This window comes from Streptacidiphilus sp. MAP12-16, from assembly GCF_041262165.1.
Taxonomy (GTDB): Bacteria; Actinomycetota; Actinomycetes; order Streptomycetales; family Streptomycetaceae; genus Streptacidiphilus.
In genome coordinates, this window is record NZ_JBGCBY010000001.1 from 384,139 (window position 1) to 403,093 (window position 18,955).

Annotated in this window: 16 protein-coding genes; 13 read left to right on the forward strand and 3 right to left on the reverse strand. The window is 72.2% G+C overall.

The window, feature by feature from the left end:
* Positions 1-21 precede the first annotated feature (21 nt).
* Together rplQ and truA are read left to right on the forward strand one after the other, a co-directional pair.
* Positions 22-561: a 50S ribosomal protein L17 gene (gene rplQ / locus ABIA33_RS01775; protein ID WP_370076098.1), complete on the forward strand. Its 540-nt coding sequence runs from the start codon at positions 22-24 to the stop codon at positions 559-561.
* A gap of 70 nt (positions 562-631) precedes the next feature.
* Entirely contained in the window at positions 632-1,543 is a 912-nt protein-coding gene (gene truA / locus ABIA33_RS01780) for a tRNA pseudouridine(38-40) synthase TruA (RefSeq protein ID WP_370076100.1), read from the forward strand.
* A 24-nt stretch (positions 1,544-1,567) separates the two neighbouring features.
* Here the strand turns inward: truA and ABIA33_RS01785 are convergent, their stop codons facing one another.
* On the reverse strand, positions 1,568-2,572 hold the full coding sequence (locus ABIA33_RS01785) for a hypothetical protein (RefSeq protein ID WP_370076102.1): 1,005 nt from the start codon (positions 2,570-2,572) through the stop codon (positions 1,568-1,570).
* Between the two features lie 118 nt (positions 2,573-2,690).
* On the opposite strand from ABIA33_RS01785, the gene ABIA33_RS01790 reads away from it, so the two are divergent.
* The 4 genes from ABIA33_RS01790 (at position 2,691) to glmM (ending at position 7,132) form a co-directional block, all read left to right on the forward strand.
* Complete coding sequence (locus ABIA33_RS01790; RefSeq protein ID WP_370076104.1) at positions 2,691-4,349, forward strand: ABC-F family ATP-binding cassette domain-containing protein; 1,659 nt, start codon at positions 2,691-2,693, stop codon at positions 4,347-4,349.
* A 270-nt stretch (positions 4,350-4,619) separates the two neighbouring features.
* Entirely contained in the window at positions 4,620-5,063 is a 444-nt protein-coding gene (gene rplM / locus ABIA33_RS01795) for a 50S ribosomal protein L13 (protein WP_370076106.1), read from the forward strand.
* A 43-nt stretch (positions 5,064-5,106) separates the two neighbouring features.
* Positions 5,107-5,604, forward strand: a complete 498-nt coding sequence (rpsI, locus tag ABIA33_RS01800; RefSeq protein ID WP_370076108.1) for a 30S ribosomal protein S9 — start codon at positions 5,107-5,109, stop codon at positions 5,602-5,604.
* A gap of 166 nt (positions 5,605-5,770) precedes the next feature.
* The gene (gene glmM / locus ABIA33_RS01805; RefSeq protein ID WP_370076110.1) at positions 5,771-7,132 is read left to right on the forward strand and encodes a phosphoglucosamine mutase; all 1,362 of its coding nucleotides are present in this window, start codon (positions 5,771-5,773) and stop codon (positions 7,130-7,132) included.
* Positions 7,133-7,201: 69 nt separating this feature from the next.
* Here glmM and coaA read toward each other — a convergent pair whose 3' ends face one another.
* Complete coding sequence (gene coaA / locus ABIA33_RS01810; protein WP_370076112.1) at positions 7,202-8,182, reverse strand: type I pantothenate kinase; 981 nt, start codon at positions 8,180-8,182, stop codon at positions 7,202-7,204.
* Positions 8,183-8,321: 139 nt separating this feature from the next.
* Between coaA and ABIA33_RS01815 the strand changes: the two genes are divergently transcribed.
* Both ABIA33_RS01815 and ABIA33_RS01820 read left to right on the forward strand, forming a co-directional pair.
* The gene (locus ABIA33_RS01815; protein WP_370076114.1) at positions 8,322-9,296 is read left to right on the forward strand and encodes an ATP-binding cassette domain-containing protein; all 975 of its coding nucleotides are present in this window, start codon (positions 8,322-8,324) and stop codon (positions 9,294-9,296) included.
* Positions 9,297-9,299: 3 nt separating this feature from the next.
* Positions 9,300-10,097: an ABC transporter permease gene (locus ABIA33_RS01820; RefSeq protein ID WP_370076116.1), complete on the forward strand. Its 798-nt coding sequence runs from the start codon at positions 9,300-9,302 to the stop codon at positions 10,095-10,097.
* A 16-nt stretch (positions 10,098-10,113) separates the two neighbouring features.
* On the opposite strand, the gene ABIA33_RS01825 is transcribed toward ABIA33_RS01820, so the two are convergent.
* Positions 10,114-13,386, reverse strand: coding sequence for a BTAD domain-containing putative transcriptional regulator (locus ABIA33_RS01825; RefSeq protein WP_370076118.1), 3,273 nt, complete (start codon positions 13,384-13,386; stop codon positions 10,114-10,116).
* 128 nt (positions 13,387-13,514) lie between these two features.
* Here ABIA33_RS01825 and ABIA33_RS01830 point away from each other — a divergent pair, with 128 nt between their 5' ends.
* The 5 genes from ABIA33_RS01830 (at position 13,515) to ABIA33_RS01850 (ending at position 18,880) form a co-directional block, all read left to right on the forward strand.
* Positions 13,515-13,883 carry a holo-ACP synthase gene (locus ABIA33_RS01830; protein WP_370076120.1) on the forward strand — a complete coding sequence of 123 codons (369 nt, stop codon included), beginning with the start codon at positions 13,515-13,517 and terminating at the stop codon, positions 13,881-13,883.
* A gap of 10 nt (positions 13,884-13,893) precedes the next feature.
* Positions 13,894-15,429, forward strand: a complete 1,536-nt coding sequence (locus ABIA33_RS01835) for an NAD(P)H-hydrate dehydratase (protein ID WP_370076122.1) — start codon at positions 13,894-13,896, stop codon at positions 15,427-15,429.
* Positions 15,430-15,546: 117 nt separating this feature from the next.
* Positions 15,547-16,200 (forward strand): L,D-transpeptidase, encoded by a 654-nt coding sequence (locus ABIA33_RS01840; protein WP_370076124.1) that lies wholly within the window; start codon positions 15,547-15,549, stop codon positions 16,198-16,200.
* Between the two features lie 77 nt (positions 16,201-16,277).
* Positions 16,278-17,450 (forward strand): alanine racemase, encoded by a 1,173-nt coding sequence (gene alr, locus ABIA33_RS01845; RefSeq protein ID WP_370076126.1) that lies wholly within the window; start codon positions 16,278-16,280, stop codon positions 17,448-17,450.
* On the forward strand, positions 17,447-18,880 hold the full coding sequence (locus ABIA33_RS01850) for an alpha/beta fold hydrolase (protein WP_370076128.1): 1,434 nt from the start codon (positions 17,447-17,449) through the stop codon (positions 18,878-18,880). Before alr ends, ABIA33_RS01850 begins: the two co-directional genes overlap by 4 nt.
* Positions 18,881-18,955 lie beyond the last annotated feature (75 nt).

Genomic DNA, 18,955 nt, shown 5'->3' on the forward strand with positions numbered 1-18,955 from the left:
CCGGAGATCCAAGGAGACACCATGCCTCGCCCCGCAAAGGGTGCCCGCCTCGGTGGCGGCCCGGCCCACGAGCGTCTGCTGCTCGCCGGTCTGTGCCGTGAGCTGTTCCAGTACGGCCGCATCACCACGACCGAGGCCAAGGCCCGTCGTATGCGTCCGCTCGCGGAGAAGCTGATCACCAAGGGCAAGAAGGGTGACATCCACAACCGCCGTGAGGCCCGCAAGGTCATCACCGACGTGTCTGTGCTGCACACCCTGTTCACCGAGATCGCGCCTCGCTACGAGAACCGTCCCGGTGGCTACACCCGTATCACCAAGATCGGCCCCCGTCGTGGCGACAACGCCCCGATGGCCGTCATCGAGCTGGTCGAGGCGCTGACTGTGGCCCAGACCGCCGTCGGCGAGGCCGAGGCTGCGACCAAGCGTTCCGTCAAGGAGACCGAGGCCGCCGCTCCGGCTGCCGAGGTCGTCGAGGACACCGAGGCCGCCGCTCCGGCTGCCGAGGTCGTCGAGGACACCGCTCCGGCCGACGCCGTGGTCGAGGAGACCGAGGAGGCCTGATCGCCTCCGCTGCGGGCCCGCTTTCCCCCCGGGGAAGGCGGGCCCGTTCTCATCTCTGGGGAGAGACGTGATGACTGACTGCGAGGAGCTGCCGCCCCGGCAGGACGGGCCGGCTGACGGGCTCGTGCGGGTGCGTCTCGACCTGTCGTACGACGGGACGGACTTCTCCGGCTGGGCCAAGCAGAAGAGCGGCCGGCGGACCGTCCAGGGCGAGCTGGAGGACGCGATCCGGGTGGTGCTTCGGCAACCGGAGCTGTTCGCGCTGACGGTCGCCGGGCGCACGGACGCGGGCGTGCATGCGCGTGGCCAGGTCGCACACGTCGACCTGCCGGGCGAGCTGTGGGCTGCGGAGGGCGAGAAGCTGCGTCGGCGGCTGGCTGGGCGGCTGCCAGGCGACATCCGGGTGTGGAGCGTGGCGGAGGCGCCGGCGGGCTTTGACGCACGCTTCTCGGCGATCTGGCGGCGCTACGCGTACCGGGTCTGCGACCACCCGGCCGGGGTGGACCCGCTGCGGCGCGGGCACGTGCTGTGGCACGACCGTCCGCTGGACCTGGATGCCATGAACCAGGCGGCGAAGCTGCTGGTGGGCGAGCACGACTTCGCGGCGTACTGCAAGAAGCGCGAGGGCGCGACGACGATCCGAGAGCTGTTGGAGTTCCGCTGGGAGCGAGTGGCCGGCGACGCGCTGCTCGGGCCGGAGCTGCCGGGACTGGTGATCGGCACGGTCAGGGCCGACGCCTTCTGCCACAACATGGTGCGGGCGCTGGTCGGCTCGATGCTGCTGGTCGGCAGCGGGCAGCGGCCGGTCTCGTTCCCCGGTGAGGTGCTGGCCGGGGGTGTGCGCAACTCCGCGGTGAACGTGGTCCGCCCGTACGGCCTGACCCTGGAGCAGGTCGGCTACCCCGCAGACGCCGACCTGGCGGCGCGCAGCCGCGCGGCGCGGAACCTGCGGGTGCTGGGACAGGAGGGGGCGCCGCGCTGAGCTGGGCGGCGGCGGGCAGGGCGGTCAGTGCTGGACGGCCTCGGCGCGGGCGCGTGTGGCGAGGTTCTCGAAGACCATCCGGCCCATGTCGGTCCCCGCCGTCATCGCGGCGGTGTCGGCCGGCGGAACGGGCTTCCCGGTGGTGTACCCGGCGACGGTGAAGTAGGCGTACCGGCCGAAGGCGTTCACGGAGAGGCGGCACGCGACGGCGTGGCAGAAGACGGGGACGGCGCCGCCGGACAGGGGTTCGAGGTTGCCCGCGATGGCCTGCTGCTTGACCGCATTGGCCTGGGCGGCGGTGTCGAAGACGGCGACGCCCACGGTCGCGGCCGTGGTCCCGCTGCCGTAGGTGGCGCGGAACACCTGGTGGCATCCGTTGCGAACGAGCACGGCGGCGAGCGGCGCGGTCGCCGCCGGTGCGCAGGCAGAGGCGACTGTCAGCGCCTGGGTGTAGGAATGGGCGCTGACGGTGACCATTCGACCGGGGAAGAGCGTGGTCAGGGTCAGTGGCGCGGTGTCCGTACTCGCGTTGGAGATGACGACCAGCGGGTCGAGTGGGACGGCGCTGGGCTTGGCCGACGCGCTGGGCAGGCTCGACGCGCTGGGCGACGGGGCGTCATGGGTCGGCTGGGGCCCCCCGGCTGACGGCAGCAGCGCGGACGGCACGACCGGGGGGAGCTGCTTGGCGACCGGTCTGCCGGAGCCCGACGACAGCAGGGTGACGCCGGCTGCGACCAGGCAGAGCAGGGCCACCAGCCCCGCTCCGAGCCAGAGGCGGCCGCGCCGCCGGTCCTGCGCGGCCTTGTCCTCCGCTATGGCGGTGAAGATCTCGTGGGCCGACTCGGCGGGTTGCTGCGGCTTGGCGGCGACATCGCTGGGCGAGCCCGGGCGGAACCGGAACTGATTGTTCGTCAGCCTCTTGGCGATCGGGTTGCCGGGGCCGTACTGAGTGGGGATACGGCCCGACGAGTCGGCTCCCCGGCGAGGGAGCGGCTTCGTGGCTTTGTCCGGCTCAGGCCCTTTGCTCATGGGCCGGGAGCATAACCGGATTCGGTGAGAGGGGTGCCCGGGGGTGCGGCTGTGCAAGGTGGGGGCCGCAGAAAAACTGGTTTGGGCGGCGCCGGTGGGCAGCGGAGAATTGCCCACCATGGGACACGTCGAGATTTCGCACCTGGAGTACTACCTGCCCGACGGGCGGGTGCTGTTTGATGACGCGTCCTTCCGGGTGGGGGAGGGGGCGGCGGTCGCGCTCGTCGGGGCGAACGGCGCGGGGAAGACCACCCTGTTGCGGATGGTCGCCGGAGACCTCCAGCCGCACGGCGGGTCGGTCACGATCAGCGGCGGCCTCGGCGTCATGCGGCAGTTCGTCGGGACGACCGGGCGGGGCGGTGACGCGGAGGACGACGAGCACGTGCTCCCCTCCGACGCGTCCGTCCGCGACCTGCTGGTGTCCGTGGCGCCGCCGCGGATCCGGACCGGGGCGCGGGCGGTGGACGCCGCCGAGCTGGCGATGATGGCGCAGGACGACGAGCGGGCCCAGCTCGCCTACGCGCAGGCGCTCGCCGACTGGGCCGACGTCGGCGGCTACGAGTACGAGACGACCTGGGACGTCTGCACCACGGCCGCGCTCGGCATGCCGTACGACCGGGCGCAGTGGCGCGGCCTGAACACGCTCTCGGGCGGCGAGCAGAAACGGCTCGTCCTGGAGGCGCTGCTGCGCGGCCCCGACGAGGTGCTGCTGCTGGACGAGCCGGACAACTACCTGGACGTGCCGGGGAAGCGCTGGCTGGAGGAGCAGATCCGCTCCACACCCAAGACGGTGCTGTTCATCTCGCACGACCGGGAGCTGCTGGCCGCCACCGCCGAGAAGATCATCAGCGTGGAGCCGGGCCCGGCCGGCAGCCGGGTCTGGGTGCACGGCGAGGGCTTCGCCTCGTACCACGACGCCCGCAAGGAGCGCTTCGAGCGGCTCGAGGAGCTGCGCCGTCGCTGGGACGAGGAGCACGCCAAGCTGAAGCAGCTGGTCAACACCCTGAAGACGAAGGCGGCGTTCAACGACGGGCTCGCGTCCCGCTACCAGGCCGCGCAGACCAGGCTGAAGAAGTTCCTGGAGGCCGGCCCGCCGGAGATCCCGCCGCGCGAGCAGCAGATCAGCATGCGGCTCAAGGGCGGCCGGACCGGGGTGCGGGCGGTGACCTGCCAGGGGCTGGAGCTGACCGGGCTGATGAAGCCCTTCGACCTGGAGGTCTTCTACGGTGAGCGGGTCGCCGTGCTGGGCTCCAACGGGTCGGGGAAGTCGCACTTCCTACGGCTGCTCGCGGGTCAGCAGGTGGCCCACAGCGGCAGCTGGAAGCTGGGTGCACGGGTCGTCCCCGGGCACTTCGCGCAGACCCACGCCCACCCGGAGCTGTTCGGGCGGACGACCAGGGAGATCCTGGAGTCCGAGCACGCCATGGACCGCAAGGCGGCGATGAGCGCGCTGCGCCGCTATGAGTTGCATCACCAGGAGGACCAGCGTTTCCAGGACCTCTCCGGCGGCCAGCAGGCCCGGCTGATGATCCTCCGGCTGGAGCTCTCCGGGGCCACCGCGCTGCTTCTGGACGAGCCCACCGACAACCTCGATCTGGAGAGCGCAGAGGCACTTCAGGAGGGGTTGGAGGGCTTCGAGGGAACGGTGCTCTCGGTCACCCATGACCGTTGGTTCGCACGGTCCTTCGACCGCTTCGTGGTCTTCGGTTCGGACGGGCGCGTGTACGAGGCTCCCGAGCCGGTCTGGGACGAGACGCGGGTGATCAGGGATAGGTAGCCCGCGGAGCACGTAGACTGGCGACGGCTTGCAGGTGCTGCGGTCCCGAACGGGCGGTTTTGACCCGTGCGGCTCCGTGCCGGTATCCTGCGAGTTCGTTGTGCGTATTGGCTCGCTCCATCTCACGTGAGAGGTCGGTACGCCGGTCCACCGGGCCGATAAGCAGCGACGTGCCCATCCGATTGCGTCCGGGGAAGCATGTCCTGGCTGCTTCTGATCGTCCGGGTGGTCCAGTCAGGACACACTCACTGAAAAGCGAAGGCTACGACCGTGCGTACGTACAGCCCCAAGCCCGGCGACGTCCAGCGTCAGTGGCTCGTTATCGACGCTCAAGACGTCGTTCTCGGCCGCCTGGCCTCCCAGGCCGCGAACCTCCTCCGGGGTAAGCACAAGCCGGTGTACGCGCCGCACCTTGATATGGGTGACTTCGTCATCATCATCAACGCGGACAAGGTGCACCTGTCCGGGAACAAGAAGACCCAGAAGCTGGCCTACCGCCACTCCGGTTACCCGGGTGGCCTGCGCTCCGTGCGCTACGACGACCTCCTGGACAAGAACCCGGAGAAGGCCGTCGAGAAGGCCATCAAGGGCATGATCCCCAAGAACTCCCTGGGTCGTCAGATGCTCTCCAAGCTGAAGGTCTACTCGGGCGACCAGCACCCGCACGCTGCCCAGCGTCCGGTGCCGTTCGAGATCACCCAGGTCGCGCAGTAATACCGGCCACCCCCGAATCTAGAAGAAGTAGCTGAGGAGAATCGTGGCCGAGACCACTGCCGAGACCCCGCTCGAGGTCGAGGAGACCTTCGAGATCGAGGTCGAGGAGACCGAGTACACCAGCGAGTCCCTCGCGGGCCGCTTCGCCGAGGCCGTTCCGGCCGCCGGCCTGGGCCGCCGCAAGGAGGCGATCGCCCGCGTGCGCATCGTCCCCGGCACCGGCGTGTGGAAGATCAACGGTCGCACCCTGGAGGAGTACCTCCCCAACAAGGTGCACCAGCAGATCGTCAACGAGCCCTTCAAGCTCCTTGAGCTCGACGGCCGTTACGACATCATCGCCCGCATCAACGGCGGTGGCATCTCCGGCCAGGCGTACGCCCTGCGCCTCGGTGTCGCCCGCGCGCTGAACGAGGTCGACGTCGACGCGAACCGCCCGGCCCTGAAGAAGGCCGGCTTCCTCACCCGTGACCCGCGCGCCGTCGAGCGCAAGAAGGCCGGTCTGAAGAAGGCTCGCAAGGCACCGCAGTACAGCAAGCGCTAAGCCTCCCCGTTCCGGTCGCCCTTGTCGGACCGGAGCTGGACTGTCACGCCCCGGGAGCACACCATGTGCCCCGGGGCGTGCTGCGTTCTTTGGACCAACCGTTGGACCTACGGGGGTAGGCGGGCGCCGGCAGCGCCCTTGGTGATGAGCCGCGGAGGAAACAGCAGTGGGACGACTCTTTGGCACGGACGGCGTGCGCGGACTGGCGAACGTGGACCTCACCGCCGAACTGGCCCTGGGCCTGTCGGTGGCGGCCGCGCACGTCCTCGGTGACGCGGGGGCCTTCGAGGGCCACCGCCCGGTCGCGGTGGTCGGTCGCGACCCGCGCGCCTCGGGCGAGTTCCTGGAGGCGGCCGTCATCGCCGGGCTGGCCAGTTCCGGGGTGGACGTGCTGAGGGTCGGCGTACTGCCGACTCCTGCGGTGGCCTACCTCACCGGCGAGCTCGGCGCGGACTTCGGCGTGATGCTGTCCGCCAGCCACAACCCGATGCCGGACAACGGGATCAAGTTCCTCGCGCGCGGCGGGCACAAGCTCGACGACGAGATCGAGGACGCCATCGAGGCGATCTACGAGCGGTTCGAGGGCCACGACTGGACCCGTCCCACCGGCGAGGCCGTCGGCCGGGTCCGGGACCACGAGGAGGGGTTCGAGCAGTACCTCACGCACCTGCTGTCCGTACTGCCGAACCGGCTCGACGGGTTGAAGGTCGTCATCGACGGCGCGCACGGCGCGGCAGCGAGGGTCTCGCCCGAGGTGTTCCGGCGGGCCGGGGCCGAGGTCGTGCACACCATCGGGGATGCCCCGACCGGCCTCAACATCAATGACGGCATCGGCTCCACCCACCTGGAGCCGCTGTGCGCCGCCGTGCTGGAGCACGGCGCCGACCTGGGCATCGCCCACGACGGCGACGCCGACCGCTGCCTGGCCGTGGACGCCGAGGGCAACGAGGTGGACGGGGACCAGATCCTCGCCGTACTCGCCTGCTCCATGCGCGAGACCGGGACGCTGGGCAAGAACACCGTCGTCGGCACCGTGATGTCCAACCTCGGCTTCAAGCTCGCCATGCAGCGCGAGGGCATCGACCTGGTGCAGACCGCGGTGGGCGACCGCTACGTCCTGGAGTCGATGAAGCAGCACGGCTACACCCTGGGCGGGGAGCAGTCCGGTCATGTCATCTTCCTGGACCACGCGACCACCGGCGACGGCACCCTCACCGGGCTGATGCTGGCGGCTCGGGTCGCCGCGACCAAGCAGTCGCTGGCGGACCTGGCCGGCGTGATGACCCGGCTGCCGCAGATCCTGATCAACGTGAAGAACGTCGACAAGGGGCGCGCGGCCACGGACGAGGGGCTGCTGCTGGCAGTCGCCGAGGCCGAGGCCGAACTCGGCGCCACCGGGCGGGTGCTGCTGCGACCCTCCGGCACGGAGCCGCTGGTGCGGGTCATGGTCGAGGCGGCGGACGTCGCGCAGGCGGAGCGGATCGCCGGCTCGCTGGCGGAGGTCGTGCGGCAGCGGCTCGGCCAGTAGGTCCCTGGTTCGGGAGTGATCGAGCAGAGCTTGATCACTCCCGAACGCGAAAGCCGTATGCGGGCACGCTTACAGCTTGCGCAGGCGTACCCGCTGGACCTTGTGGTCCGCGCCCTTGCGCAGGATCAGGCTGGCCCGGCCGCGGGTGGGCGCGACGTTCTCCAGCAGGTTGGGGCGGTTGATGCTGCGCCAGACCTGCCGGCCGTAGTCCAGCGCCTCCTCCTCGGGGACCTCGGTGAAACGCCGGAAGTAGGAGGAGGGGTCCTGGAAGGCCGTCTCCCGCAGCTTGCGGAAGCGCTCCAGGTACCAGCGCTCGATGTCGTCGGCGCGCGCGTCCACGTAGATCGAGAAGTCGAAGAAGTCGGCGACGGCGACCCGGGTGCGGCCGTCGAGCCCCGGCAGCGCCGGTTGCAGCACGTTGAGGCCCTCGACGATCAGGATGTCGGGACGGCGCACCGTGAGCCGCTCGTCGTCGACGATGTCGTAGACCAGGTGCGAGTAGACCGGTGCGCTGACCTCCTCCTTGCCCGACTTCACGTCGGCGACGAAGCGGGTCAGCGCGCGGCGGTCGTAGGACTCGGGAAAGCCCTTGCGGGCCATCAGGCCCCGGCGGCGCAGCTCCGCGTTGGGCAGCAGGAAGCCGTCGGTGGTCACCAGCTCGACCCGCGGGTGCTCCGGCCAGCGGGCCAGCATCGCCTGCAGCACGCGGGCCGTCGTGGACTTGCCGACGGCGACGCTCCCGGCCACGCCGATGACGAAGGGGGTGCCCGGCTGGGTGTGGGTGTGCTCGTTGCTGTCCAGGAAGGCGTTGAGCGCGCCGCGCAGCCGCCCGGTGGCGGTGACGTACAGATTGAGCAGGCGCGACAGCGGCAGGTAGACGTCCTGGACCTCCGTGAGGTCGATGACGTCGCCGAGGCCCCGCAGCCGTTCGACCTCGGCGGCGGTCAGCGGCAGCGGGGTGCGGTCGTGCAGCGCGCTCCACTCCGCCCGGTCGAGGTCGACGAACGGGGACGCGTCAGCGCGGCGTTGGGCTTCAAGCGTGGTCGGCACCCGACCATTGTCCGGGCGGGCGGGGCGGAAGTGCGTGTCAGTGGCCTGTCAGCAGCGAGAGATTCGTCTCAGCGATATGTCAGCGGCGTGGAGCAGAGTCGTCGGCGAGGAAGACGGCTGACGATGGGGGAGACCCGCGATGACCTATGCATTCCAGGCAGAAGGCCTGGTCAAGACGTTCCGGGAGACACGGGCGCTGGACGGAGTGGATCTGGTGGCCCGCAGCGGGACGGTGCTGGGGGTGCTCGGGCCCAATGGTGCGGGGAAGACCACCGTGGTGCGCATCCTGGCGACGCTGCTGCGGCCGGACGCCGGGCGGGCTCTGGTCGGCGGGCACGACGTGGTCCGCGAGGCAGGCGCGGTGCGCGCACAGATCGGGCTCACCGGCCAGTACGCGGCCGTCGACGAGATGCTCACCGGCAGCGAGAACCTGCTGATGATCGGGCGGCTGGTCGGGCTGTCGCGGCAGGACGCCAGGGCGCGGGCGGCCGAGCTGCTGGAGCGCTTCGGACTGAGCGAGGCCGGGGGACGGGCGGCCGGTACCTTCTCGGGCGGGATGCGCCGCCGGCTGGACCTGGCGGCCTCGCTGGTCGGCCGACCGCAGGTGCTCTTCCTGGACGAACCCACCACCGGCCTCGACCCGCACAGCCGGGGCGAGCTCTGGGAGATCGTCCGGGGGCTGGTTGCCGAGGGTGTCAGCGTGCTGCTGACCACGCAGTACCTGGAGGAGGCCGACCAGCTCGCGGACGAGATCGTCGTCATCGACCACGGCAGGGTCATCGCCGGAGGTACCCCCGAGGCGCTGAAGGCGCAGGTCGGCGGGCAGGTGCTGGAGCTGCGTCCGTTGCGCCCGGCAGACCTGGACGCGGTCCTCGGGCAGGTGGCGGCGCTGGCCGGTGAGGGCGTCGAGGTGCACAACGGCCTGGTCAGCGTCCCGGTACGGGATGTGGCGCTGATGCCGGCCGTGGTGCGCCGGCTGGAGCAGGCGGGGCTGGCGGTGGGCGAGCTGTCGCTGCGCGGTTCCAGTCTGGACGAGGTGTTCCTGACCCTGATCGGGGACCGGAACGAGACGGTGAAGCCCACCGCAGCCGAGACGATGAAGGCAGGAGTCTGACCCATGGCGACGATGACCGCGACAGCCGCACCGGGCCGGGTGGGCGTGCTCACCGGGCTCCAGCACACCGCGACCCTGGCCTGGCGCAACCTGGTGCAGATCAAGCACAACCCGATGGAGCTGATGGACCTCAGCATCCAGCCGATCATGTTCCTGCTGCTGTTCACCTACGTCTTCGGTGGCCAGATGTCCGGCTCGACCCACGCGTACCTGCAGTACGCGTTGGCCGGGATCATCGTGCAGAACGGGCTCTTCGCCACGCTGAACACCGCGATCGGCCTGAACACCGACATCCACAAGGGAGTCTTCGACCGGCTGCGCAGCCTGCCGATCGCCCGATCGGCGCCGCTCGCGGGGCGGGTCCTGGCGGATCTGTTCAAGCAGGTGTGGGCGCTGGCGCTGCTGCTGGGGGTGGGCGTGCTGCTCGGCTTCCGTCCGCACAGCGCGCTCGGCGTGGTCGGCGCGATGCTGCTGATGCTGCTGTTCGCACTGGCGATGTCGTGGATGTCGGTGCTGATCGGTCTGGTCGCGGCCAGCCCGGAGAAGGTGCAGATGATGTCCTTCGTGGTGATGTTCCCGCTCACCTTCTCGTCCAGCGCCTTCGTCAGCGTGTCCTCGATGCCCGGCTGGATGCAGGCGTGGGTGAAGGTGAATCCGGTGACCTCGCTGGTCGACGCGATGCGCGGGCTGCTCGCCGGCGGGGCGGTGCAGACCTCGGTGATACACGCCCTGCTCTGGGCGGCGGCCTTCGTGCTGGTCTTCTTCCCGCTGGCGCTGCGCGCCTACCAGCGGCGGAGCTGAGCCGGCTGACCGGCGGTCACGGACGGGCGTCAGCAGGCGGAACGGCGGCGGGAGCCACCCCCAAGGAGGAGAGCACCTGCTCCTTGGGGGTGGTCCGGCCGCGTTCGTACGCCTCCGCGTAGCCCGTCTTGCCGAGCGCCTCCGTGGCCGCTGCGGCGATCCGGGCGACGTCGGCCGAGGACAGGTCCGGCATCCCGCGCTGGGTGTGCGCGGCGCCGAGCAGCTCCGCCGCACGGGCGGGCTCGTCCTGACGAAGCATCAGATCGGCCCAGCCCTGCAGGCAGTAGGCGATGATCGGCCCGTCGTAGGCGGCGACGGCCGCCGTCAGCGCGAGGTGGTGCTGGACGGAGGCGGCTGCCAGGTCCCCGCAGGCCGTCTCGATGTAGCCCATGGAACCGGCGAGGAGGGCCTTGACCTGCGGGGCGCCACCCGTCGTGGTGCCCACCAGCTGGGTCGCCCGTTGCAGCAACGGCCGTCCCAGCTCCGGCGTTCCGGCCCGCCGGTACGCCTCGGCGAGCGCGCAGTGCGTGGCGATGACCACGCTCCAGGTGCCCTCCCTGGAGGCGGTGGCCGTCTCGGCCTCCAACTCCGCGATCGCGGCCGCGGTGATGGTCGCACCTGAGGTCCTGACCGTGAGCAGGCGCGCCCGGTAGTCGCCCGAGTCGGCGTGCACGCCCAACTGCCGCTCGTAGTCGATGGCGAGCTCCCAGAGCCGGACCGCCTCGTCCACGTCGCCGCGCCACTGGGCGTAGTCGGCGAGTCCGGCCGTGGCGAAGGAACGGCCCCACAGGTCGCCGACCTCGCGGAAGCGTTCGGCGGCGTCGCGCAGGTACTGCTCGGCCTCGTCCGCGCGGCCGGTGTTCTGCAGCGAGTACCCCATGAACATCCTGGAGACCGCGCGCACCCACGGGTCGGGATCGTCGAAGAGCTCGTTCGCGAGCGCCTCGATGTGCCAGTCCTTCTGCTCGAACAGCGCCGACATGATGTCCAGCATCCGCAGCATCCGATGGCCGAGCGAGTCGCCGAGCGCGTCCCGCAGGGCCAGTGCGGTCCGCAGCAGTCCGTGCGTCCAGACGAGGTCCCAGGTGGTGTCCAGGCTGTAGAGGGCGGTGATGCCGTGCGCGACCGCTCGGGCCAGGAGCGGCACGTCCTCGGCGGGCAGGGCGAGAGCCTGGTGGATCAGCGGCAGGTTCTCGCCGCGCTCGCCGCGCCGCCACAGGTACCAGCCCAGGGCGGCGACCAGCCGCTGCGCCGTCTCCGCGTCGCCCTGCTGGACGGACCAGCGCAGGGCGGCGATGAGGTTGTCGTGGTCCGCGAGGAAGCGGGCGATCCAGGCGACCTGTCCGGTGACGTAGAGATGGGGCTCGCCCCGCTCGGCGAAGGAGAGAAAGTGCGCCGCGTGTGCGTCGCGGGTGGCGGCGGTCGCGCCGCGGCCGTCCAGCTTCTCCGCGGCGTAGGCGCGGATGGTCTCCAGCAGCCGGTAGCGGCCGCCGGGGGTCCGGCTGACCAGCGACTTGTCGACCAGAGAGGAGAGCGTGTCGAGTACGTCGTCGGCGGGCAGTCCGGTGGTGGGGCAGACCTGCTCGACGGTCTCCAGGTCGGCGCCGCCGGCGAACACCGACATCTGTGCCAGCAGCGTGCGTTCGGGCTTCTCCAGCAGGTCCCAGCTCCAGTCCACGACGGCGCGCAGGGTGCGGTGACGCGGGAGGGCGACCCGGCTGCCGCCGGTGAGCAGGTGGAAGCGCCGGGCCAGGCGCTGGTCGATCTGCGCCGGGTCGAGAGTGCGCAGCCGGGCGGCGGCCAGTTCGATCGCGAGCGGCTGACCGTCCAGGGCGCGACAGATGCGGACGACGGCAGGTAGGTCCTCAGGCCCCGGGTTGTAGCCGGGCCGGACGGCGGCGGCGCGGTCGGCGAACAGCCGGACGGCGGGGAAGGCGAGCGCCTGATCCAGGCTCAGCAGCTCGTCGTCGTGCGGGTCGGCGGGGAAGCCCAGTGGAGGGACCGGGTGCAACTGCTCGCCGGTGATGCCGAGGGGTTCCCGGCTCGTGGCGAGAACGCGCAGGCCGGGGCAGTCGGCGAGGAGGCGGGCGGTGAGCGCGGCGGCCGCGTCGACCAGGTGCTCGCAGTTGTCCAGGACCAGGAGCAGCAGCCGGTTGCCGAGCGCGGCGACGATCCGGTCCGACGTCTCGGCGACCGGGTGTGGGACGGTGCTCGGCCGCTGGGTGGCGGCGGACTCGCGCAGCTGGAGTGTGGTGAGCACGACGGAGGGGATGTCGGCCGGGTTGCTCACTGACGCGAGTTCCACCAGCCGGACCTGGGGCAGGGCGCTGGCGGCCGCGGCCTCCAGGGCGAGGCGGGTCTTACCGGTGCCGCCGGGGCCGGTGAGGGTGACCAGCCGGGAGGTGTCCAGGGCGGAGTGGACAGCGGCGAGATCGGCCTCCCGGCCCAGGAAGCTGGTCAGCGGGGCCGGGAGCGCGGGGTGCGCAGGCGCAGGCGTCGCCGGTGCGTCGGCGGGCGGCCGGGGCGGGGCGTCGGTGGTGAGGACGGCCAGGTGGGCGTCGCGGAGCAGCGGCGAGGGATCGGCGCCGAGCTCGTCCGCGACCAGGACGCGGCCCGCCTCGAACACGGCGAGGGCTTCGGTGGTGCGCCCGGCCTGGTGCAGGGCGCGCATCAGCAGGGCCCGAGGGCGCTCGCGCAGCGGAGCGGCGGCGGTGAGCGACTGCAACTCGCCCAGCAGATCCGGGCCCTGACCTGCGGTCAGCCGGGCTTCGAGCAGGTCCTCGCGGGCGTTCTCGCGCAGGGCCTCCAGACGGGCGGCGGCCTCGGGGAACCCCGGCACGTCTGCGAGCGCGGGGCCGCGCCAGAGGGCGAGGGCGTCGGCGAGCTGCTGCGCGGTGGTCTGCTGGACGATGCGCTGCTGGACGACGCGCGGCTGGAGGGTGGGTTGATGGGGGGTGGTGTGCGACGGCGAGGGGCGCACCAGTCGGGTGAAGCGGTGGACGTCGACCTCCGCGGGGTCGAGGACGAGGCGGTATCCGGCGGGAGTGGCGGCGACCTGGTCGCGGCCGAGCGCGGCGCGGAGCCGGGAGACCAGCGCCTGCAGGGCGTTGGCAGGATTGGCCGGCCGATCGTCCGGCCACAGGGTGTCGGTCAGGCTGGTCGCGGACACCGGGTGGTCGGCGTCCAGGGCGAGAGCGGCGAGGAGGACGCGCAGCCGGATGCCGCCGAGATCGACGGGCCTGCCGTCGGCGTCGGTGACCAGAAGCGGGCCGAGCAGTTGTATCCGCACGGGGACATTCTCCAGGCAACCAGGGGTGCTGTGCCCGGGAGTCGTCGGCGGGACCGGCCTGGATCTCCAGCACCCTACTAGGCTGGGCGCGGTATGCGGGACGGTGGGACGCGGCGAGGAGACGGTTGATGATCATCGGGGTGGGGATCGACGTGGCGGCGATCGATCGTTTCGAGGCATCGCTGCTACGGACCCCGAATCTGGCCGAGCGCCTGTTCACCGATCAGGAACTGCACCTGCCCAGCGGGGAACGACGCGGCGTGGCCTCGCTGGCGGCGCGCTTCGCGGCGAAGGAGGCGCTGGCCAAGGCTCTGGGCGCGCCGGCCGGCCTGTCCTGGACGGACGCGGAGGTTCAGTCCCAGGACTCCGGGCAGCCGGTGCTCGCGGTGCGGGGGACGATTGCCGCGAGGGCGGCGGAGCTGGGCGTTCGGACGTGGCATCTCTCGTTGAGCCACGACGCGGGCGTAGCGTCGGCGGTGGTGATCGCGGAGGGCTGAGGAGTGGGCTATGCGTTATGCGCACACGGTCGAGCAGGTGCGGGCGGCGGAGGGGGCGCTGATGGCGCGGCTGCCCGAGGGGACGCTGATGCAGCGGGCGGCGGCGGGGCTGGCCGCGACCTGCGCGACGCTGCTGTCCGATCTGCGCTCCAAGGTCTACGGCAGCCGGGTGGTGGTGCTGGCGGGCAGCGGGGACAACGGTGGTGACGCGCTGTTCGCCGGGGCGCGGCTGGCGGCGCGCGGTGCCCGGGTGAGCGCGGTGCTGCTCGCGCCGAGCAGGGTGCACGGCCCGGGGCTGGCGGCCCTGCGGGCGGCGGGCGGACGCGTGGTGACGGTGGATCAGGCCGAGGGTCGGAAGCAGGGGCTGGCCGAGATCGGGCGCGCGGATCTGGTGCTCGACGGGATCGTCGGGATCGGCGGCCGGGGCGGGCTGCGGGCCGAGGCGGTGCCGTTCGTCCGGGCGGCGCAGCGGTCGGGCGCCCTGGTGGTGGCCGTGGACCTGCCCAGCGGGGTCGACGCGGACACGGGCGAGGTCGCGGGTGAGGCGGTGCGCGCCGCGGTGACGGTGACCTTCGGCACGCACAAACCGGGGCTGCTGGTGGACCCGGGTGCGCAGTACGCGGGCGTGGTGCGACTGGTCGAGATCGGAATCGAGACGCCGGCTCCGGCGCTGGCGGCGCTGCAGCACGCCGACGTGGCGGCGCTGCTGCCGCGGCCGTCGGCCGAGAGCGACAAGTATCGGCGCGGCGTGGTGGGCATCGCGGCGGGTTCCGCCCGCTATCCAGGCGCGGCCGTGCTCGCCGTTGGCGCCGCGCTGCACGGCGGGGCCGGCGCGGTGCGGTACGCGGGACCGGCGGCGCGCGAGGTGGTCCGGGCCCATCCGGAGGTCTTGGTGACCGAGGGCGGACCCAAGGCCGCCGGGCGGGTGCAGGCGTGGGTGGTCGGCCCCGGCCTGTCGGACGGTGCGGACGCCGAGCGGACGCTGGACGAGGCGCTGTCGGCGGGCGTGCCGGTGCTGGTCGACGCGGACGGCCTGCGCCTGCTGTCGCGGCGTGGCGCCGCGCCAGCAGGAGCGGGCCTGCTGCTGACCCCGCACGCGGGGGAGGCGGTGGCGCTGCTCGCGGGCGCGGGCGTGCAGGCCACCAGGGAGCAGGTCGAGGCGGCGCGGCTGACGTATGCCCGGCGACTGGCCGCGCTCTACGACTGCACCGTGCTGCTCAAGGGCTCGACCACGGTGGTCGCGGGTCAGGACGGGCAGGTGCGGGTCAATCCGACCGGCACGCCGTGGCTGGCCACGGCGGGGAGCGGTGACGTCCTCTCCGGCCTGGCCGGGTCGCTGCTCGCGGCCGGGCTCGCGCCCGTCGACGCGGGCTCGGTGGCGGCGTATCTGCACGGGCTCGCGGCCAGGATCGCTGGGGAGCAGGCGCCCGTCACCGCCTCGGAGGTGGCCGCCGCGCTGCCGGCGGCGTGGCGGGGCGTGACCGGCGCGGGACGGGGCGTGACCGGCGCGGGGAAAACCGCAGACTCCGCTCCGGATACTCGCTGATCACATCTCGGCAAAGCCGGCAACCGTACGGCAGCCGACCCACTCCTATGGGACATCACGTGCCGCTCGTGGAGGCGTATCCACGAGCGGCCCCATGTACCCGAAGGCGAGGGTCAGTTGAATCCGACGGTGAATCCGGCGTTGAATCCGGCACAGCGGAGGTCCGCGACGGCGGGCCGGGGAAGTCGCAAGGTCCGGCGGGCGGGAGCGCTGCTGGCCGCCGCAGGGATACTCGCCACGGGCAGCGCCCAGGCCCAGGCGGAGACAGCGTCGGGAGCCGTCACGCGGCAGCCGGCGCCGGCCGCAGCCGGCGCGTCGCAGGCGGGAGCGTTCCAGGCTGCCGCGGTGAAGGGGACCGCCCTGGCGAAGCCTGCGGCCGGCCCCGACGCTGCCGGGCTCTGCCCGACCAACCTGGGCCGGATAGCCTGCGTCGACCTCACCCACCAGCGGATGTGGGTGCAGGTCGGCAGCAAGGTCGTCTTCGGTCCGGTCCAGGTCCGTACCGGCCGGCGCGGGTACGTCACCCGAACCGGCCTCTGGCACATCTACTGGCGTGACCAGAACCACTACTCGTCGATCTACCACGTCGCCATGCCGTACAGCCAGTTCTTCTCCGGGGGCGAGGCGTTCCACGGCCTCAACGAGCCGATGTCCACGCCGCCCGGCTCCCACGGCTGCGTCAACATGAACACCTGGGACGCCCGCACCCTGTGGGGCATTCTCAAGCTCCACGACCCGGTCAAGATCTTCGGGCGCAAGCCCGGTACCTGATCACTGCCCCAGCGCCAGGTCGGGTGTTGTCCTCAGCCCGGTGCCGTCTGGGAGAATCACCCGCAATGGAAACTGCGATGCGTGCCGAAGCCGTGATCGACCTGGCGGCGCTGCGAGGGAACATCCGAGCCCTCCGCGCCAGGACCGGGTCGGCCGCGGTCATGTCCGTGGTCAAGGCCGACGCCTACGGTCACGGCCTGGTGCCGTGCGCGAGGGCGGCGCTCGACGCCGGGGCGACCTGGCTCGGCGTCGCCACTCCCGAGGAGGCCCTCGGGTTGCGCGCGGCCGGGATCACCGCAGAGCAGGCCCGGGTGCTGTGCTGGCTGTGGACCCCGGGAGGGCCGTGGGAGCGGGTCGTCGCCGCGAACGTCGACATCTCGGTCAGCGGCAAATGGGCGCTGCGGCACGTCCTCGACGCGGTCCGGGCCACCGGCCACCCGGCCAGGATCCACCTCAAGGCCGACACCGGTCTCGGCCGCAACGGCGCCCAGCCGCACGACTGGCCAGCCCTGGTCGCAGCCGCCCGCGCCGCCGAGGCCGAGGGACTGCTCGCCGTCGTCGGGATCTGGTCCCATTTCGCCTGCGCCGACGAGCCGGGCCACCCCGCGAACGCGACCCAGCTCAGCGCCTTCCGCGAGGCACTGGCTGTCGCCGAGGCCCGGGGGCTGCGTCCCGAGGTGCGGCACCTGGCCAACTCGCCGGCCACTCTGCTCATGCCCGAGACCCACTTCGACCTGGTCCGCGCCGGCCTCGCCCAGTACGGCCTCTCGCCGGTCCCCGAGGTCGGCGGTCCCGAGGACTTCGGGCTGCGCCCGGTGATGACACTTCAGGCGCAGCTGGCGCAGGTGAAGCAGGTCCCCGCCGGACACGGCGTCAGTTACGGCCACAGCTACACCACCGCGGGCGAGACGACGCTCGCACTGGTCCCCGTCGGCTACGCGGACGGCATCCCCCGCCACGCCAGCGGCACCGGGCCGGTGTGGATCGCCGGGAAGTGGCGCACCGTCGCGGGGCGAGTCGCCATGGACCAGTTCGTCGTGGACCTGGGCGGCGACCGTGCCGAGGCGGGTGACCTGGCCGTACTCTTCGGTCCCGGTGACCGCGGGGAGCCGACGGCCGAGGACTGGGCCCGTGCGGTGGGGACCATCTCGTACGAGATCGTCACCCGGATCGGGGTAAGAATCCCCCGTAGGTATGTGGGGGCGGGAGCTGCTGGAGCTGCAGCGGCTGCGGAGGGCGGTGACGGATGAGTAGCACCGATGGGACGTCCGCGACCGCCGGTGCCGTCCAGCAGGTCAAGGCCGTGGCGGAGTCCGTGGTGGGCGATGTCGCGGCCGGCCGCTGGCGGCGCGCGGGCCTGGTCGGCCTCTCCCTGGGAGTGGTCGCCGCGGGCGCCGCCGCCGGTGTCGCCGTGGAGCGGCTCACGCTCGGCCGCGACATGCGTCGGCGGGCCGGGGCGGAGTTGGAGGCGGCCGCGCCCTTCGGCTCGCTGCGCGGGATCCCCCGGACCGTCGCCGCCCCCGACGGCACCGAGCTGTACGTGGAGCTCGACGGCACGGGCTGGGCCGGCAGCTCCGCCGAGCCTTCGCCCGCCGCTGCGGTGGCCGCCGCCGACGGCGGGTCCGTACCCCGCAAGGGCTGGCTCGGCCGCCTCCGTGCCAACGGCTCCGGGCCCGGGTTCGGCTCCGGCTCGGGCGCTGCGGGGCCCCTCGGCGGGGTGCTCTCGGGTGTCGGAAGCTGGCTCGGGATGGCCCCCACGCCGCCGCTGACCGTGGTCTTCTGCCATGGCTACTGCCTGAACCAGGACTCCTGGCACTTCCAGCGCGCCGCCTTCCGCGACGGACTCCGCCTGGTGTTCTGGGACCAGCGCAGCCACGGCCGCTCCGAGCGCAGCCGCAGCCACCTGGCCGGGGAGCCAGCCAGCATCGACCAGCTCGGCGGCGACCTCATGGCCGTGATCGACGCCGTCGCCCCCACCGGCCCGCTGGTGCTGGTGGGCCACTCCATGGGCGGCATGACCGTGATGGCCCTCGCCGACCAGCACCCCGAACTGTTCGCCGAGCGCGTTGCCGCGGTCGCCCTCATCGGCACCACCGCGGGCAACTGGAACGGCGTCAGCCTGGGCCTGCCCGCGTACGGCGCGAGGATGCTGCACCGGGTCGCCCCGGGCGTGCTGAAGGCCCTGGGCAGGCAGCGCGAGCTGGTGGAGCGCAGCCGCCGGCTCGGCAGCGACTTCACCTCGGTCATCTACCGGAAGTTCTCCTTCGGCACCGAGGACGTGGACCCGGCGGTCGAGCGTTTCGCCCAGAGCCTGCTGGAGGCCACCCCGATCGACGTCGTCGCCGAGTTCTTCCCCGCCTTCGACCTGCACGAGAAGACGGCGGCGCTGGCGGCGTTCCGGGACGTGCCCACCCTGATCCTGGGCGGCACCCGCGATCTGCTCACCCCGCCCCGGCACAGCGAGGCCATCGCCGCCGAACTGCCGGACGCCGAGCTGGTCATCGTCCCTGACGCCGGCCACCTGCTGATGCTGGAGCTCCCGGACCTGGTCAACACCCAGCTCGCGCTGCTGCTGGAGCAGGCTGCCCGGAAGTCGGGCGCGCCGCTGCCGCAGCAGGTACGGGATGTGGCGCTGGGCGCCGACGCCGAGGCGGCGGAGATACCGCTGTCCCAGCCCTGACCCACCCGACGCGCTGACCCACCCGACGCCCTGACCCGGGCACCCGACTCCATCCCGTCCAGCACCTGAAAGGAC

Coding starts and splice junctions, on each gene's coding strand:
- truA (WP_370076100.1), top strand. CDS start 632: ATGACTGACTGCGAGGAGCTGCCGCCCCGGCAGGACGGGCCGGCTGAC.
- ABIA33_RS01830 (WP_370076120.1), top strand. CDS start 13,515: ATGATCATCGGGGTGGGGATCGACGTGGCGGCGATCGATCGTTTCGAG.
- ABIA33_RS01790 (WP_370076104.1), top strand. CDS start 2,691: ATGGGACACGTCGAGATTTCGCACCTGGAGTACTACCTGCCCGACGGG.
- ABIA33_RS01850 (WP_370076128.1), top strand. CDS start 17,447: ATGAGTAGCACCGATGGGACGTCCGCGACCGCCGGTGCCGTCCAGCAG.
- alr (WP_370076126.1), top strand. CDS start 16,278: ATGCGTGCCGAAGCCGTGATCGACCTGGCGGCGCTGCGAGGGAACATC.
- rplQ (WP_370076098.1), top strand. CDS start 22: ATGCCTCGCCCCGCAAAGGGTGCCCGCCTCGGTGGCGGCCCGGCCCAC.
- ABIA33_RS01785 (WP_370076102.1), bottom strand. CDS start 2,572: ATGAGCAAAGGGCCTGAGCCGGACAAAGCCACGAAGCCGCTCCCTCGC.
- ABIA33_RS01835 (WP_370076122.1), top strand. CDS start 13,894: ATGCGTTATGCGCACACGGTCGAGCAGGTGCGGGCGGCGGAGGGGGCG.
- ABIA33_RS01815 (WP_370076114.1), top strand. CDS start 8,322: ATGACCTATGCATTCCAGGCAGAAGGCCTGGTCAAGACGTTCCGGGAG.
- ABIA33_RS01820 (WP_370076116.1), top strand. CDS start 9,300: ATGGCGACGATGACCGCGACAGCCGCACCGGGCCGGGTGGGCGTGCTC.